Genomic DNA, 16,825 nt, shown 5'->3' with positions numbered 1-16,825 from the left:
CATTTTCAGCTATGATATAGGTTAGAGTTATTGTTGACAGGAGGAAATTTGCATGAGTGAAAACGAAAACAGTCAAAATGAGAAAAAAGAACTTTTGGACGCCTTAAACAGCGTTGAAGAAGTTAACGTCGGTGACGTTGTTAAGGGTGAAGTCTTAGCAATTGACGACGACAAGCAAGTTATTGTTGGTATCCAAGGTACCGGGGTTGAAGGGGTCGTTCCTTTGAAAGAACTCTCAACGCAACGGGTTAACGATGTCAATGAAGTTGCCAAAGTTGGTGACGTCTTAGACTTGGTTGTCATTTCTCGGATTGGCAGCGACAAAGAAAACGGCAGTTACTTACTGTCACATCGTCGGTTAGAAGCTCGCAAAGTTTGGGACGATGTTGAAAAAGAATACGAAGCGGGTCACACGATCAAAGCCCCGGTTACGCAAGTTGTTAAGGGTGGGTTAGTCGTTGACGCTGGTGTTCGTGGCTTCATCCCTGCCTCAATGATTGATGATCATTACGTTGAAGATTTAAACGCCTATAAGGGCAAGGAACTTGAACTTAAGATTATTGAAATTGAACCAAGCGAAAATCGCCTGATTTTATCACACCGTGCCGTTGTTGAAAAGCAACGTGAAGCACAACGTGAAGAAGCGTTGAAGACCTTAACTGCCGGTGAAACGGTTGAAGGTAAGGTTGCTCGTTTGACCAACTTTGGGGCCTTCGTTGACCTTGGTGGCATTGACGGGTTAGTTCACGTTTCAGAAATTTCATACGAACGGGTTGAAAAGCCAGCCGACGTCTTGAAGGTTGGCCAAGAAGTTAAGGTTAAGATTTTATCCGTTGACGCTGACCGCGAACGGGTTTCATTATCAATCAAGGCGACCTTACCAGAACCTTGGGATGGTATTGAAGAAAAAGCGCCACAGGGTGCCGTTCTTGATGGGAAAGTTAAACGTTTGACTAGCTTTGGGGCCTTCGTTGAAGTCTTCCCTGGCGTTGAAGGTTTAGTTCACATTTCTCAAATTTCACACCAACACATTGCAACGCCTAACGACGTTTTAAAGGTTGGTCAGGAAATTAAAGTTAAGGTCTTAGATGTTCGTCCTGACGAAAAGCGTTTAGCTTTATCAATCAAAGCCTTAGAAGAAAAGCCACAAGCTGCTGAAGGTGAAGAAGGCCAAGCAGAACGTCGTCCAAGCAACAACCGTCGTCGTAACAACAATCGCGACAACCGGACTGCTAGCGAACGTTCAACGGCTAACGCGCCTGAAGAACAAAGTGGGTTTACGTTAGGTGATTTGATCGGTAACGAATTGAAGAAAGCCGAACACAACGATGACAACTAGTCATCATTGACTGTTGAAAAAATACCCTTCAAGCTTGCCTTGAAGGATATTTTTTTATGAATATGATTTTTTGAAGTAAGGGAGGAATTAAGATGGCAAAACCAGTTGTCGCCATCGTTGGGCGCCCAAACGTGGGTAAGTCAACGATTTTTAACCGGATTGCCGGTGACCGGATCTCAATCGTCGAAGATACGCCGGGGGTCACCCGTGACCGAATCTATGCGAATAGTGAGTGGTTAGGTCAGCCGTTTAGTTTAATTGATACCGGTGGGATCGACATTGAAGACGCACCGTTTATTAAGCAAATAACGGAACAGGCCGAAATCGCAATCGATGAGGCCGACGTGATCATTTATTTGGTCAGCATCAAAGAAGGGGTTACCGACGCTGACGAACACGTCGCCCAGATTTTATACCGGTCCAATAAACCGGTCGTGCTCGCGGTAAATAAGGTTGATAATCCCGAGTTGCGGTCGGAAATCTACGACTTTTACTCGCTTGGCTTTGGCGATCCGTACCCGTTATCCGGAGCGCACGGGATTGGTCTTGGGGACCTACTCGACGCCGTGATTAAGAACTTTCCGGATAAGAGCGGTGAAGACGACCCCGGCACGATTCGCTTTAGCTTAATTGGTCGGCCCAATGTTGGTAAATCCTCCATCGTGAACGCTTTATTAGGTGAAGACCGGGTGATTGTGTCGGACGTGGCCGGAACGACCCGGGATGCGATCGATACGAAGTTTACCGACGAGGACGGGGACCGGTTCGTCATGGTCGATACCGCCGGAATCCGTAAAAAGGGTAAGGTCTACGAAAACACCGAACGCTATAGTGTGATGCGGGCGTTAAAGGCGATTGATAATAGTGACGTTGCCCTCTTCGTTATCAACGGTGAAGAAGGGATTCGCGAGCAGGATAAGCGGGTCGCAGGTTACGCCCACGAAGCGGGTAAGGCGATCATTATCGTGGTCAACAAGTGGGATTTGGTTAAGAAAGATAACCACACGATGCAGGAGTTTGAAGCTTACATCCGTGACCAGTTTGTTTACCTGAGCTACGCACCGATCATCTTCGTTTCGGCAAAGACCACTCAGCGGCTGGGCCAGTTGCCCGCGCTGATCAAGAAGGTCCACACCAACCACACCCGGCGGATTCAGTCTTCCGTCTTAAACGACGTGATTATGGACGCCATTGCCATGAACCCGACGCCGAGTGATAACGGGAAGCGCCTGCGGGTCTACTACGCGACCCAGGTGGCCATTCAGCCGCCGACCTTCGTCGTTTTTGTTAACGACCCAGATATGATGCACTTTTCATACGAGCGGTTCTTGGAAAATCAAATTAGAAACGCCTTTGGTTTTACCGGGACACCGATCCACATGATCGAGCGGCGCCGAAAGTAGGCTAAACCGCGTGAAGACGGCATTTTAGCATAATTGAGAACGCTTGTAAATAATTATCGCTCATTTCGGTGATTTTGGGCAAAAACCCTAAAAAAGCTTGCCATTACAGCATTCCTATGCTATCTTTGATGAAGAAATGGTGCTTGTCATCGTTTCTCTCATTTTTGGACCACTCAAAAATGATCATCTGGATGTACGTCAAACTAAAAAAGACTTCTACATCTTCACTCTGTAAAGGGGAGGTGAATCAAACATGGCAAACAAAGCTGAATTAGTTAACAACGTTGCTGCTGCAACTAACTTAACTAAGAAAGACGCAACCGCTGCAGTTGACGCAGTCTTTGCATCAATCCAAGACACTCTTGCAAAGGGTGAAAAAGTTCAACTGATCGGATTTGGTAACTTCGAAGTACGTGAACGTGCTGCTCGTAAGGGCCGTAACCCACAAACTGGTGATGAAATCCAAATTCCTGCAAGCAAAGTACCTGCGTTTAAGCCGGGGAAAGCTTTAAAGGATGCAGTTAAATAGTTCCATTAAAGTGCAAACTTTTAAGCCGGTATAGCAAACGTTATACTGGCTTTTTTGGTGTCTTTTGCGGTATGATTATTAATCGGATTAACCACGATCGGTTAACGGAAATTATTAAAACGTGGGCGCTTCAGCGAGTAGCAAGTATTCGTTGAACGCTTTACATTGAAGGAGTGGCGTATGTCTTACTCAGAAAAAATGTTGGCCGCGCTTTCCAGCGGTCAGTTGGAAACGGCTAAGAAGCACTTTGCGTGGGCGTTACGAAAAGACGATGACGACACGCTGTTCAGTTTGGCTGAAGAACTTTACGGGCTGGGCTTTTTAAAGCAGTCGGCGCGGACTTATAAAAAATTACTGGCAAAGTATCCGGACGAAGATGATTTGAAAACCGGCTTAGCCGACGTCGCAATCGACGAGGGTGACACCGACCTCGCGTTAGACTACTTACACCAGGTCAAGCCGGATTCGCCGGCCTACGTTCAGGCTTTGTTAGTGGAGGCCGACCTGTACCAGACCCAGGAATTATTCGAAGTAAGTGAGCAAAAGCTGATTGAGGCTTATAAATTGGCGCCCGACGAACCGATTGTCGCGTTTGCACTGGCGGAGTTTTATTTCTTAATTCGGAACTATAATAAGGCCATTAATTTCTATTTGAACCTGATCAAGCGTGGGCATTTAGAAATTTCACGGGTTAACTTGGTGGAACGACTGGGTGTGAGCTACGCCGAAGCCGGCCGCTTTGAACAGGCCGTTGGTTACCTGGAACAAATCAAACCCGCCAAGCTAACACCGGACAGTCGCTTTGAATTGGGCTTCACCTATTTACAATTAAACGAACCGCGTAAGGCCATCGATACGTTCAATAAATTACGGGAACAGGATTCCCAGTACGCCTCGGTCTACCCGTACCTAGCAGAAGCTCAGGAACAGCTCCATCAGTTAGACGCGGCATTATTGACGCTGCAAGAAGGGTTAGCCGTTGACCAGTATAACGAGCAGCTTTACTTGCGAACGGCCCGCTTAGCGCTGAAATTGGACGATCAAGAGCTTGCCGAGAAGTACCTGCGGGAAGGATTAAGTATCGATCCCGATAATTTAACGACCGTCTTAGAACTTTCGAACTTATTAGTGCAACGCGAACGTTTCCAGGATAACGTGGATCTGTTAGATCAATACTTACAAAGTAACGAATTTGACCCGCAGTTTTATTGGAACCTGGCCGTTTCCAATGACCAATTGGACAACTTTAAGGCGGCTAAGGAAAACTATTTGGCGGCCTACCCGTTCTTTGAGCATAATGAAGACTTCCTGAAACCCGCTATTTACTTTTTCCGTGAAGCGGGCATGGCCGAACAGGCGGTCGCCGCGTTGCGGAACTACTTGGAGATCGTACCGGAAGACGGCGAAATGGTTGCGATGTTGGAGGATTACGAGGACCAGGGTTACTAATCATTATTAGTTTGATACAATGAACTTAATAACTAATAGTCAGGAAGTGGATGCGATGCAAATTAAACTCTTTGCCAGTGATATTGACGGCACCTTTTTGCGCGATGACCGGCAGTTTGACCAGCCGCGTTTTCAAGCCCAGTTGGATCAACTAAGTGCGCAGGGCCAACACTTTGTCGTGGCGAGTGGGAATCAACTCCAACACTGCGTCGACGTGTTTGACGGGGTCCAGGGTGATTTGACCTACGTCGCTGAAAATGGCGGTCTGATCATGGATAGTCGCGGGCAGGTTCTGCATGAAAGCCTGATCGCCTTACCGCTATTACACGAGTTATTAACGTACATTGATACGACGCCCGGGCTAATCGGGGCGCGGCGGTCGTTATCGGGGCGCCACGGTGGCTATATTCGGCCCCAAGACGATGACCCGACGATGCGGTACTTTTTAAGTGACATCACGATTGTTAACGATTTAAAGGACGTCGATGACCATATTTATAAGGCTAATTTTAGCTGGGAAGACGGCGACGCCAACGCCCACGCAGCTGCCATTAATCAGCACTTTGCCGGCCGCTTGCGGGCGACCGTCAGTGGTGGTAATGGTTTGGACGTCATTCCACCGCACGTGAATAAGGCGGCGGGCTTAGCCTATTTACAGGACCATTGGCAGATCAGTAAGGCCGAAACGGCGGCCTTTGGTGACAACGGCAACGACATCGAAATGCTGAGTGACGCGGTATACAGCTACGCGATGTTGAATGCGATTCCGGAAGTTAAACGGGTGGCCAACTACGTCACGGCACTTGATAATAACCATGACGGGGTCTTGGCAACGCTGGACCTGTTTATTTAACAAATAGTGCGTAAAAACGTTGGCCACGCGACCAACGTTTTTTGTTTGCCTAGATTTCGGTTAATCGGCAACGTGATAGTGCCGAAACCTGCGCGGGTCTGTTAAAATATAATTAGATTGAACTATTTAGGAGGAATTTTTGTGGTAAACGTAATTGTTGCCGGCTATAAGGGTCGGATGGGTAGTACGGCTGCTCAAATGGTGATCGATACCCCGGATTTTAACTTGGTCGGGGTTTACGACGCCCGTAGTCAGGATAAGAATTTAAATGAAGACGACCGCTTTAAGGGTCAGGACGTGCCCGCGTTCCATTCACTGGACGCCATCGATACTAACGCGACCGTTTGGATCGACTTTACGGTACCGACTGCCGTTTACGAAAACGCGACCTTTGCGTTGAATCACGGTATTTCACCGGTTATCGGGACCACCGGGATGACTGACGAACAAGTTTCGAACTTACAGGCATTGGCTAAGGAGAAAAAGGTCGGCGGCCTGATCGCCCCGAACTTTGGGATCAGCGCCGTATTGCTGATGCAATTTGCCCAACAGGCGGCCAAGTACTTCCCGGACGTTGAAATCATTGAAATGCACCACGATGATAAGATCGACTCGCCAAGTGGGACGGCCATCAGTACGGCCAAAAAGATTGCTGAAGTTCGCAAGCCGAAGCTACAAGGTAACCCGAAGGCGACCGAAACCTTACCGGGAGCCCGCGGTGCCGATTATGAAGGCATGCGGATTCACGCGGTTCGGCTGCCCGGCTTAGTCGCTCACGAAGAAGTCATGTTTGGCGGCCCCGGTGAAGGGTTAACGATTCGGCAAGATTCGTTTGACCGGATTTCGTTTATGACCGGGGTTAAAGTGGCGGTTGAAAAGGTTAACCAATACCACGAACTGTTCGTCGGTTTGGAGCACTTACTATGATTTTGACCCAGTTACCACCAGAGTTTGAGGCGGCCCGCCCGGTGCTCGACACGATTACCGCGGCCGGTTACGAAGCCTACTTCGTTGGTGGTTGCGTGCGGGATACGATTCTAGGCAAACCGCTGCACGACGTGGACATCGCGACCAGCGCCTTTCCGGCCGAGGTCAAGGCGCTGTTCAAGCGAACCGTTGATACCGGGATCGAGCACGGCACCGTGATGATTTTGGACCACGGTACCGGTTACGAAACGACGACTTTTCGGACTGAGTCGAGTTATCAGGACTACCGGCGGCCGGATTCGGTCACCTTTGTCCGGTCGTTACAACAAGACTTGCAGCGCCGCGACTTTACGATTAACGCGCTGGCCATGAAGACTTCCGGGGAAGTCGTTGATTTATTTGACGGACTTGCCGATTTGAAGGCCGGTGTCTTGCGGGCGGTCGGCGTGGCCGAAGACCGTTTTCACGAAGACGCACTACGGATGATGCGGGCGATCCGCTTTGCCAGTCAACTGGACTTCGATATTGAATCCACGACTGAACGGGCAATTCAGGATAACGCGGCCTTATTAAGTAAGATTGCGGTCGAACGAACCCGGGTCGAGTGGGAAAAGCTTTTGACGGGGCAAGCCCCTAAGCGCGGGCTAGCTGCGCTGTTAGCGACCGACTTGTACCGTTACATGCCGAAAATGGCGGACCAGCGTGCAGCGTTAGTCACCTTGTGCGACTTACCGGATTGGCAACTGCCCGACACGGCTAGTGCTTGGACGCTGATGGCTTGGCTGACCGGCTGCCGCGAGCGGCAGCAAATTAGTCGGCTATTAAAGGCTTGGAAAACCAGCAACGAGTTGATTATGCACGTTGAGGCGGCTAGCCACGCGTTAGCGGCGTTAAAAGCGTACGGACGACTGACGGCCCGTGAGAACTTCGACGTTGGCCACACGGCTTTAAAAACCGCTAACCAGGTCGCAACGCTACTGGGCTTCGGCCAATCACAGGCTGAGCTGGACCAAGCCTACTCGGCACTCCCGATTCACGATAAGCACGAATTAGCTGTGAACGGCGGGGACTTACTGCGCGCGGGCCTGGTTACACCGGGACCGGCAATGGGTCAAATTTTGGCGGCCTGCTTAGCCGCCGTTATCAACGGAAAAGTGAAAAATGAACGAGCCGAATTACTTGATTTTGCACGGATGGTAGCGGATTCAAAAAGTGATTGATATTTTCTATGAATCTGGTACGATAAAGGTGAAACAAATTTAATGAGGTGATTAGAATGGAACGAGCACTAGAAGCGTTAAAATTTCATTTTCGGAATGGCGATACCTGGGTCGTTGACCATCAAGATATTTCTGACTTGTGGATCGGCCGGGTCACTACCAGTTACGGCCGCATTAAGGGTGGTAAAATGACGATTATTCACCCTTGCAAATCCTTCAAGGCTGAATTTAAGCCGGACGCCGACGCGGTCGATCCGGATTCAACCGAATTATCAACGGTAACTAGCGGGATGTTTGAACGGGTTACCTTGAATCAAGATATTGAAAAGATTGATATTTTGTTTGGTGATGAACGTGAAAGCGAACAAGTTTACTTACCATTTAAGGCTAAGGACGTTGATGGTATCGATAACGTTTATCAAACCAGCTCGATTTCTAAAGATGGGCGTCTACACTTAGTTGTTGACGACTCCCGGACCGTTATCGACATTTATGGGGATAACGACCGTCCAGGGACGGTTTAAGCCCGTCGTTCATTAAAAGCCTAGTTGAATCACACCGTTGGATGAAAAATGCTGACGGTGTGATTTTTTAGTGTCCAGCCAAATTTTAGCCGCGGAGCCAGCGGCGCTTCTATTGTGTTTTTACCATTTTCTAGCTAAGATAGAACTTAATGATTAAAAGGGGTGGATTGTAAAAAATGCAAACGCTAAGAGCAGAACATCTGACCCGAACATACGGTGAGAAGACGTTATTTCGCGATATTTCGTTTATCGTGAACGAACATGACCGGATCGGTGTGATCGGGGTCAACGGGTCCGGAAAGACCAACTTGCTAGACGTATTAGCAGGGGTGACCGCGCCGGAAGCCGGCGAACTGGTCAAGCCGAAAAACTACACGATCGGTTATTTAAAACAACGGCCGGAATTGGATGAACAGTTAACGGTGATCGACGCCGTTTTGGCCGGTAGCCAAAAAGTTTTTCGTACGATTCGTCACTACGAACAGACGCTAGCGGCTTACGCCGATGCGCCGGAAGACCCGGCGACCCAGCAAGCTTACGTTGACGCGGAAGCGCGGATGAATCAGGAAGACGCCTGGACCGCTGAAAGTGACGTTAAGACCATTTTGACCCAACTGCACATTACTGACCTGACGCAAGTTGTCGGCCAAATGTCCGGTGGGCAGCAAAAGCGGGTCGGGTTAGCCCAAGTCCTAATTCAGGCACCGGATCTGTTATTGCTGGACGAACCGACCAACCACCTTGATTTTGATTCAATCGAGTGGCTGGAATCCTATTTAGCAGCTTACAAGGGCGCTTTGATCGTGGTGACCCACGACCGGTACTTCCTGGATCAAGTTGCTAACCAAATGTTTGAATTATCGTTTGGTGAACTTTATAAGTATACCGGGAACTATCAAGATTTCGTTCAGGCGAAGGCCGAACGGGTCGCCCGCGACATTACCGCTGAACATAAGCAACAGCAGCTTTATAAAAAGGAACTGGCGTGGATGCGGGCCGGGGCCCCGGCCCGTAGTACCAAGCAACAGGGCCGCATCAACCGCTTTAACGATTTGAAAGCTAACTTAAACACGTTGCAAGTCGACCACGACGTTGATATTTCGTTAGGCCAACAACGGTTGGGGAAAAAAGTGATCGAGTTAAAAAATGCATCCCTTAAATTTGACGGTCACCAAATTTTAAACGACTTTTCGCTGTTGATTCAGGCCAACGACCGCATCGGGATCACCGGGATGAACGGTGCCGGTAAATCGAGTTTACTGAACGTGATCGCCGGTCGTTTACCGTTGGATTCCGGTACGGTCACGATCGGTGAGACCGTCAAGATGGCCTACTATACGCAACAGACCGAACCGATTCCGGGCGATAAGCGGATCATTAACTATTTGCAGGAAGTCGGCGAGACCGTCCGGAATAAGCAGGGCGAGCACGTTTCAGTCACCGAGTTATTGGAAGAATTCCTGTTTCCACGCTCGATGCACGGTACCCTGATTCGCAAGCTATCCGGTGGTGAACAGCGGCGGTTATACTTACTGAAGTTACTGATGCAGCAACCGAACGTCCTGTTACTCGACGAACCGACCAACGACTTGGATATCGGGACCTTGACGGTTTTAGAAAACTACCTGAGTGATTTTGCCGGGACGGTCATTACCGTTTCCCATGACCGCTACTTCCTGGATAAGGTCGGCGACAAACTCCTGATTTTTGATGGTCAGGGCAAGATCGAACGCTATGCCGGTCGTTTTTCGAGCTACTTAAAGGCGCGAAAGCAGGCGGATAAGGCTGAAAATACGGCCAAACCGGCTAAGACGCAGCACGCGGCTAAACCGGCGGCGGACGCACCGAAAAAGAAGGTCAAGCTGACCTACGCCGAACAGTTAGAGTACGACAAGATCGAGGGCGTCATTGAAAAACTCGATGCCCATAAAACTGAAGTTGAAGAGGCCATGGCGGCGAACGCCAGTGATTATGGCAAGTTAGCCGACCTACAAAAGGACCTCACCAAAACCGAACAAGAAATTGACGCTAAGATGGACCGCTGGGATTACCTCAGCCAGTTTGCCGAAGCCTGAGAGGAGCAAGCATGTTAGAAGAGGCTTACTTACAATTAGCACGAACGATTTTAGACCACGGAACTTATAAGGACGACCGGACCGGAACCGGAACCTACAGCGTTTTTGGCTACCAAATGCGCTTTAACTTAGCGGAAGGCTTTCCGTTACTGACGACGAAAAAGGTCCCGTTTGGCCTGATCAAGAGTGAATTACTGTGGTTCTTACACGGTGACACGAATATTCAATACTTGCTAAAACACCGGAATCACATTTGGGATGAATGGGCGTTCAAAAACTGGGTGACGTCTAGCGATTACGACGGTCCGGACATGACCAACTTTGAACACCGCCGCTTAGACGACCCGGCGTTTAAGCCGGTTTACCAAGCGACGATGCAGCGGTTTGACGAGCAAATCGTGAACGACGACGCCTTTGCGGCTAAGTTCGGCAACCTGGGTGACGTCTACGGCGCACAGTGGCGGCACTGGCAGACCCGGAATGGGCAAACCATCGATCAAATTGCCAACGTTATTCAGATGATTAAAACGACGCCCGATTCGCGGCGACTGATCGTTTCGGCTTGGAATCCGGAAGACGTGCCGAACATGGCGTTACCACCGTGTCACACCTTGTTTCAATTTTACGTCGCGGATGGCAAGCTATCGTGTCAGCTCTACCAGCGTTCCGGTGACGTCTTCTTAGGCGTGCCGTTCAACATTGCTAGCTACGCTCTACTCACGCACTTGATCGCTAAGGAATGCGGGTTGGCAGTCGGCGAATTTGTGCATACGCTTGGTGACGCGCACGTTTACCGTAACCACGTTGACCAAGTTAAAGAACAGCTGACCCGGCAACCGAAACCAGCGCCTAAGTTGGTCCTAAGTGGGGCCCACGCTAGCATCTTTGATTACCAAATGGCGGATATTAAGTTAGAAGGTTACGACCCGGCGCCAGCAATTAAAGCACCAGTTGCCATTTAGGATTGATTGAAGGTTTTCTTAACCTTGGCGTTCGCTGCCCGTTTTGGGTGGCCAACGCGCTATAATAAAGTTAAACCGATAACGTTGCTTAACGTATTAATTAGGGGGACCGACATGATTGCATTGATATGGGCGGAGGACCAAAATGGCCTGATCGGGGCGGATGGCCAATTGCCGTGGCACCTACCGGCTGATTTAAAACGGTTTAAAGCGTTGACGACCGGTCACGCCGTTGTGATGGGCCGCAAAACCTTTGCGGGCTTTAAACGGCCGTTACCCCGACGGACGAACTGGGTGTTGTCACACCAACAGCTCGACTTACCGGCCGGGGTGCGGCAACTACATTCGCTGACGGAACTGCGGGCACTGGCAGCTAAAACGCCGACCGAAACCTGTTTTGTCATCGGCGGGGCGGCGGTCTTTGCGGCGGTCTTACCGTTCGCGGACCGGTTATACCGTACCCGAATTCAGGCGACTTTTAGTGGCGATACGTGGATGCCAGCAATTGATTATTCGGACTGGCAGTGTGTCCAGCACGAAGTTGGCATCCGTGACGAAAAGAACCCCTATCCGTTTGAATTCGATGATTTTGAGCGGTGTTAATTCGCCATGAATCGTGAAAGTAGCGGTTTTTTCTGCTATACTGAAAGCATTAATTTATTGTAACGGTTGAGTAAACGTTGCGATTATAAGAAAGCGTGGCAAAGTATGACGAAAATCAAGATTGTGACCGATTCTTCGGCAAATTTAACGGACGAAGAGGTTCAAAAATACGATATTACCGTGATTCCGTTAACCGTCATGATCGATGGGACGATTTACGTGGAGGACGAAACGATTACCCGTGAGGACTTCATTAGTAAAATGGCGACCGCCAAGTCGCTGCCAAAAACCAGTCAACCGGCGCTGGGAACGTTTATCGAAACGTTCGATAAGTTAGGTGCGGATGGCGCCAGCGTGATTTGTATCAACATGTTGGAAGCAATTTCCGGAACGGTGCACACGGCGGAACAGGCGGCTTCGATTTCGAAAACCGACGTTACCGTGATCGACGCGAAGACGACTGACCGCGCGTTAGCCTTCCAAGTTAAGGCGGCGGCGAAGTTAGCGCAAAGTGGTGCTGAAAAGCAGGCGGTGATCGACGCCATTCACGCGACCCAGGCGCATACCAAGTTGTTTATGGGTGTGATGACGCTGAATAACTTGGTTGCGGGTGGCCGGGTCAGTCGCTTGACCGGTGCCATCAGTACCTTATTGAACGTGAAGATTGCACTTGAAGTGGATAACGGAACGCTTGACGTGAAAATGAAGGGCCGCGGGGTTAAAGCCATCAATAAGTTCTTTGACAAGGTGTTGGATGACATCATTGCCACGCCTAACGTGGTCGAAGTTGCCATTTCGCACGTTGGCTGTACCGAACGGGTCGAAGAATATAAGGCCCGCTTGCAAGCAGCCTTACCAAGTTTAACGGTCAGTGTGCAGCCGACGGTTCCAATCATCGCAACCCACGGTGGTCCCGGTGCCTTTGCGGTCGAATACCACACGCAAGTCCAATAATTAACGGGGGACGCGAAACCGGCGCCCCTTTTTTCTTTGAATGGGGTTAGTACAAGTATGAATAACGCGACTATTTTTGAAGGGAGCATTGCCAATGGCAAAAGTATGGGAAGCGTTGAAGGTCGTGCTCGTTGTCGCGGTATTAGCGGGTGCCGTTTTTTTTGGCGTGAACTACCTGGCTACGCCACACGATAGTAGTCAGTCCGCACCCACGGCGGCTAAGACGACTAAGAAAAAAACGCCGGCGCATAAAAAGCAAGTTAGCCTAGTGGCCGTCGGTGATTCGTTGACGGAAGGCATCGGCGATAAGGCCGAGGGCGGTTTCGTCGGCCAAATTAAGCAGACCTTAACGAAAAAGCAGGGGTTGAAAGTGACCACCACTAACGCCGGAAAAGCCGGCGACCGTAGTGACCAAATTTTAGCCCGTATCAATAAGTCCAAGACGCTACAACAATCAATCGCCAAGGCCGACGTTTTAACGGTCACGGTCGGTGGGAACGACTTATTGCAGACCTTGGAAGGGTCGATCACGTCGAATAACGCGGCGAAAAATAACGCGACCGTGGCGAAGGCCCAAACGACCTACGCGACTAAACTGACCAAGTTGTTTGATCGTTTGCATCAATTGAACGGGTCGGCCTCGGTGTTTGTTTTCAGTATTTATAACCCAGTTTTCGTCAATTTTCCCAACGTCACGTCAATCAGTGATTACGTGAGCCAGTGGAACGACCAGACGCAAACGACCGTTAGTCACTACGCCAAGACTTACTTTATGAACATTAATACAACGATGTCGCACGGTCAGTACAAGACGGCGGCGCAGCTCAATCAACTGAAGAAGGACTCGTCCAGCACGACGCTGACGAGCTTGACTAATACGGCGGCCATCAACAAGGCCCTGGCGGCTGAAAGTAAGACGAATAACCTGATTTCAACTGAGGATAATTTTCACCCGAACAAAAAGGGCTACCGGGTCTTCAGCAATAAACTGTACCGGACAATGATGGCCCATTCGGCTTGGTTATTAAAATAATTTCATGGAAGGAGGACTTTAAATGCGGGAAGCACAGCATCAGCAAAAAGACGACCCGAACAAGGCTAAGCGGCCGGGTTCCGGCCCAATCAACTTATGGAAGTGGGTTGCCATCGTCTTAATTGCGTTAATCTTAGGAACCGGGGCCTACGTTGGTACCCAAGTGTTCCGCTCACCAGCTGAGACGACGAGCTTGAAGAGTAGCCAGCGTAACGATGCGGCCAGCATTCCGATTAATATGACGACTAAGCAGTTGAACGCGTTGGCGAGCTATTACTTAGCAGACCTGCAAAAGGGTCAGGATATGAAGTACCGCTTCGTGGTTCGCAAACAGGCGGCGTACTTACTGGGCACGACCCAGGTGCTCGGACAAAACGTGTCGTTTGTGATCACGATGCAGCCAAGCGTTATCGATGACGGCAACATTTCGTTAAAGGCAACTAAATTATCGGTCGGCACGATGTCGTTGCCAATTAGTTTTGTGATTAATTACATCAATAACAATTACAAGATTCCAAGCTGGGTCCAGTTGAACGCTAAGCAGAAGACCATTAACCTCTACTTGAACAAGTTAGTTGGTAAACACGACGTGCGTTATAGCGTCGATAAGGTCGACTTACCAAATCAACAGTTCCAGTTTAAGATGCACGTACCAAGTACAAATTAGGGGTGAAGGCATGCACAAAACGTTTTATCAGTATTTAATGACCCAACGCAACCCCGACAGTACCGAAGCGGTCGCGGAGTTTGCCAATAACGCGTTCTTTGACCAATCGTTTCCAAAACAAAGTAAGGACTTCCACGAGGTTTCGCAGTACTTGGAACTAAACGCCGGTTACTTACCTACGATGACGATTTTTGACGAGGCGTGGCAGGAATACCTGGCTAGTGAAGCCTAAATAATAGCGTTGTAGGGAGGAAGTTCGGCATGTCAGAGGAACAGCAACAACCACAAGATCCGGATAAGAAAGTTAATCCGCACTTGAAGAAAAAGTCCCACCGGCCTAAGAAACGGGTCGGTTTGTGGACCTACTTAATTTCAATTATCGTGGCCCTAATCGTGGGGGTCGGCGGGACCTGGTTATTTATTGGTCGCTCGGTCAACCAACAGTTGGCCAGTATGCAACAAACTAACCAGGCGATGAAAAAGATTCAGGCGGTCTACGAAACCATTAGTGATAATTATTATCAACCGGTTAACCAGAATAAGCTTGCCAACGGCGCCATCAACGGGATGGTTAATTCGCTGGGCGACAAGTTTTCCGAGTACATGGATAAGAGCGAGACCGAAAGTTTAAACGATACGATCGATAGCTCGTTTTCCGGTATTGGGGCCCAGGTTCAAAAGTCGGGCCATTACGTTCAAATCATCTCACCGATTGCGGGTACTCCCGCTAAAAAGGCTGGTTTAAAGCCAAAGGACGTTATCCAGGCGGTCGACGGCAAGTCGGTTGCAGGTAAGACGCTGACCGAAGCGGTCAACCTGATGCGCGGGAAAATCGGCACGACCGTTAAGTTGAAGATTCAACGCGGCTCGTCGACGTTTACCGTTAAGCTCAAGCGGGCAAAGATTCCGGTTACGACCGTGGATTACAAACTGGTTGGTGGTGATAAGAAGATCGGTTACGTGACGGTCTCGACCTTCTCGACCAACACCGCCAAGGAATTTAAGACCGCTTTAAAGGCGCTCGATAAAAAGGGTGCTAAGAAGTTGGTCATCGACATGCGCGGTAATCCGGGTGGGTTGATGACGGCGGCGTTGAAGATGTCGTCAATGTTCGTTAAGAACGGTAAGACCATCATGCAGGTGCAATCCCGCGATGGCTCAAGTGAGAAATACGTCGCCGGCAAGAAGTATGACGGTGGCTACAAGGTTACGAAGCCAACGGTTGTCATGATCGATGGGGGTAGTGCATCGGCTGCCGAAATTTTCTCGGCGGCCCTCCACCAAGCGTCCGGCGTCAAATTAGTCGGCGCCCAGTCGTACGGTAAGGGGACCGTTCAAACGGTGACCTCGTTTAACGACAAGACCGAAATGAAGATCACGGTGGCTAAGTGGTTAACGCCAAATGGTAACTGGATCAACAAGAAGGGGCTGACGCCGGATGTTAAAGCAACCGAACCAAGTTACGCCAGCTTGACGATCGTCAGCAAGTTAAGCGACTTGCAGGCGGACAAGGTCAACGCCAACGTTAAGACCTTCCAGCAGTACTTGCAGGCGCTCGGTTACTTGAAAGCTAAGCCCAACGGTTACTTCGGAGTTTCAACGACCAAAGCGGTTAAAGCCTACCAGAAACACGCTAAGTTAACGGCGGATGGTAAGGTCAACAAGAAGACCTTAGCCGCGATTGAGACCGAACTCGCTAGGAAAATCAACGCCAACGATAAGGCGTACGACGCCGCGATGAAGTTGATTGCTAAAACTAAATAAGCTGATTTGAAATGTTCATACCGGTTGCCCGGTACGGGCATTTTTTGTGGCCTGATACGGCAAGGGTCGACCGTTTATTTTTAGTTAAGTTAACGATATAATGGTAGTGAATTTGATATGAAAGGAAACGGTTGCTTACCCGTAACGGTAGCAATTGATGGTGATTCAAATGAAAGCTGCAGTGTTTGAAAAAGCTGGTTAAGTTGAAGTGGAAGACGTGGCTCAACCCGTCCTTAAGGTCGCGGATGACGTGATTATTAAAATTGTCCGGACCTGTGTTTGTGGGTCGGATCTCTGGTCCTACGCGCAGGGCGATCAAAAGGCGCCCCATTCGGTCAACGACGGGCACGAAGCCATTGGGATCGTTGAGGAAGTGGGTGACGCCATTACGACCGTTAAGCCGGGTGATTTTGTCATCGCCCCGTTTCCTACGATTAGTCAAGCCCGGATAGTGGAAACTTTCCGCCTTGCCGGTTGGTCCTAAAGCGGCTGGAACGTGGTGGACACGACTTTAAGCCAAGCA

At 49.6% G+C, this 16,825-nt stretch carries 16 protein-coding genes and 1 pseudogene; all 17 read left to right on the top strand.

What is annotated here, in order from left to right; all coding sequences use genetic code 11:
* Positions 1-52: 52 nt before the first annotated feature.
* Positions 53-1,339: a 30S ribosomal protein S1 gene (gene rpsA, locus FFM82_RS02640; protein ID WP_137644326.1), complete on the top strand. Its 1,287-nt coding sequence runs from the start codon at positions 53-55 to the stop codon at positions 1,337-1,339.
* Positions 1,340-1,431: 92 nt separating this feature from the next.
* Positions 1,432-2,742, top strand: a complete 1,311-nt coding sequence (gene der, locus FFM82_RS02635) for a ribosome biogenesis GTPase Der (protein WP_137644325.1) — start codon at positions 1,432-1,434, stop codon at positions 2,740-2,742.
* A gap of 253 nt (positions 2,743-2,995) precedes the next feature.
* Entirely contained in the window at positions 2,996-3,271 is a 276-nt protein-coding gene (gene hbs / locus FFM82_RS02625; protein WP_003640587.1) for a non-specific DNA-binding protein Hbs, read from the top strand.
* Between the two features lie 180 nt (positions 3,272-3,451).
* Entirely contained in the window at positions 3,452-4,720 is a 1,269-nt protein-coding gene (locus FFM82_RS02620; protein WP_137644323.1) for a tetratricopeptide repeat protein, read from the top strand.
* A 55-nt stretch (positions 4,721-4,775) separates the two neighbouring features.
* Complete coding sequence (locus tag FFM82_RS02615; protein ID WP_137644322.1) at positions 4,776-5,573, top strand: Cof-type HAD-IIB family hydrolase; 798 nt, start codon at positions 4,776-4,778, stop codon at positions 5,571-5,573.
* A 141-nt stretch (positions 5,574-5,714) separates the two neighbouring features.
* On the top strand, positions 5,715-6,500 hold the full coding sequence (gene dapB, locus FFM82_RS02610; protein ID WP_137644321.1) for a 4-hydroxy-tetrahydrodipicolinate reductase: 786 nt from the start codon (positions 5,715-5,717) through the stop codon (positions 6,498-6,500).
* The gene (locus FFM82_RS02605; RefSeq protein WP_137644320.1) at positions 6,497-7,720 is read left to right on the top strand and encodes a CCA tRNA nucleotidyltransferase; all 1,224 of its coding nucleotides are present in this window, start codon (positions 6,497-6,499) and stop codon (positions 7,718-7,720) included. The genes dapB and FFM82_RS02605 overlap by 4 nt, the downstream gene beginning before the upstream one ends.
* Before the next feature lie 56 nt (positions 7,721-7,776).
* Positions 7,777-8,244, top strand: a complete 468-nt coding sequence (locus FFM82_RS02600; protein WP_137644319.1) for a hypothetical protein — start codon at positions 7,777-7,779, stop codon at positions 8,242-8,244.
* 176 nt (positions 8,245-8,420) lie between these two features.
* Positions 8,421-10,319 carry an ABC-F family ATP-binding cassette domain-containing protein gene (locus FFM82_RS02595; protein ID WP_137644318.1) on the top strand — a complete coding sequence of 633 codons (1,899 nt, stop codon included), beginning with the start codon at positions 8,421-8,423 and terminating at the stop codon, positions 10,317-10,319.
* 11 nt (positions 10,320-10,330) lie between these two features.
* Entirely contained in the window at positions 10,331-11,281 is a 951-nt protein-coding gene (locus FFM82_RS02590; protein ID WP_137644317.1) for a thymidylate synthase, read from the top strand.
* A 114-nt stretch (positions 11,282-11,395) separates the two neighbouring features.
* A complete protein-coding gene (locus tag FFM82_RS02585) occupies positions 11,396-11,884 on the top strand; it encodes a dihydrofolate reductase (protein ID WP_137644316.1) in 489 nt (162 codons plus the stop codon).
* Positions 11,885-11,989: 105 nt separating this feature from the next.
* Positions 11,990-12,838 carry a DegV family protein gene (locus FFM82_RS02580; RefSeq protein ID WP_137644315.1) on the top strand — a complete coding sequence of 283 codons (849 nt, stop codon included), beginning with the start codon at positions 11,990-11,992 and terminating at the stop codon, positions 12,836-12,838.
* Positions 12,839-12,932: 94 nt separating this feature from the next.
* Positions 12,933-13,871 (top strand): SGNH/GDSL hydrolase family protein, encoded by a 939-nt coding sequence (locus FFM82_RS02575; RefSeq protein ID WP_137644314.1) that lies wholly within the window; start codon positions 12,933-12,935, stop codon positions 13,869-13,871.
* Between the two features lie 22 nt (positions 13,872-13,893).
* The gene (locus tag FFM82_RS02570) at positions 13,894-14,538 is read left to right on the top strand and encodes a YpmS family protein (RefSeq protein ID WP_137644313.1); all 645 of its coding nucleotides are present in this window, start codon (positions 13,894-13,896) and stop codon (positions 14,536-14,538) included.
* A 10-nt stretch (positions 14,539-14,548) separates the two neighbouring features.
* On the top strand, positions 14,549-14,770 hold the full coding sequence (locus FFM82_RS02565) for a YozE family protein (RefSeq protein WP_137644312.1): 222 nt from the start codon (positions 14,549-14,551) through the stop codon (positions 14,768-14,770).
* 29 nt (positions 14,771-14,799) lie between these two features.
* Positions 14,800-16,302, top strand: a complete 1,503-nt coding sequence (locus FFM82_RS02560; protein WP_137644311.1) for a S41 family peptidase — start codon at positions 14,800-14,802, stop codon at positions 16,300-16,302.
* A 208-nt stretch (positions 16,303-16,510) separates the two neighbouring features.
* Positions 16,511-16,729, top strand: a pseudogene (locus tag FFM82_RS02555) (alcohol dehydrogenase catalytic domain-containing protein); the annotation flags it as partial.
* Positions 16,730-16,825: the final 96 nt, after the last annotated feature.

It is taken from the genome of Lactiplantibacillus plajomi (assembly GCF_005405405.1).
Classification (GTDB): Bacteria; Bacillota; Bacilli; order Lactobacillales; family Lactobacillaceae; genus Lactiplantibacillus; species Lactiplantibacillus plajomi.
Note: the sequence above shows the minus strand (reverse complement) of the source record. Positions and strands in the feature narration are given on the sequence as shown.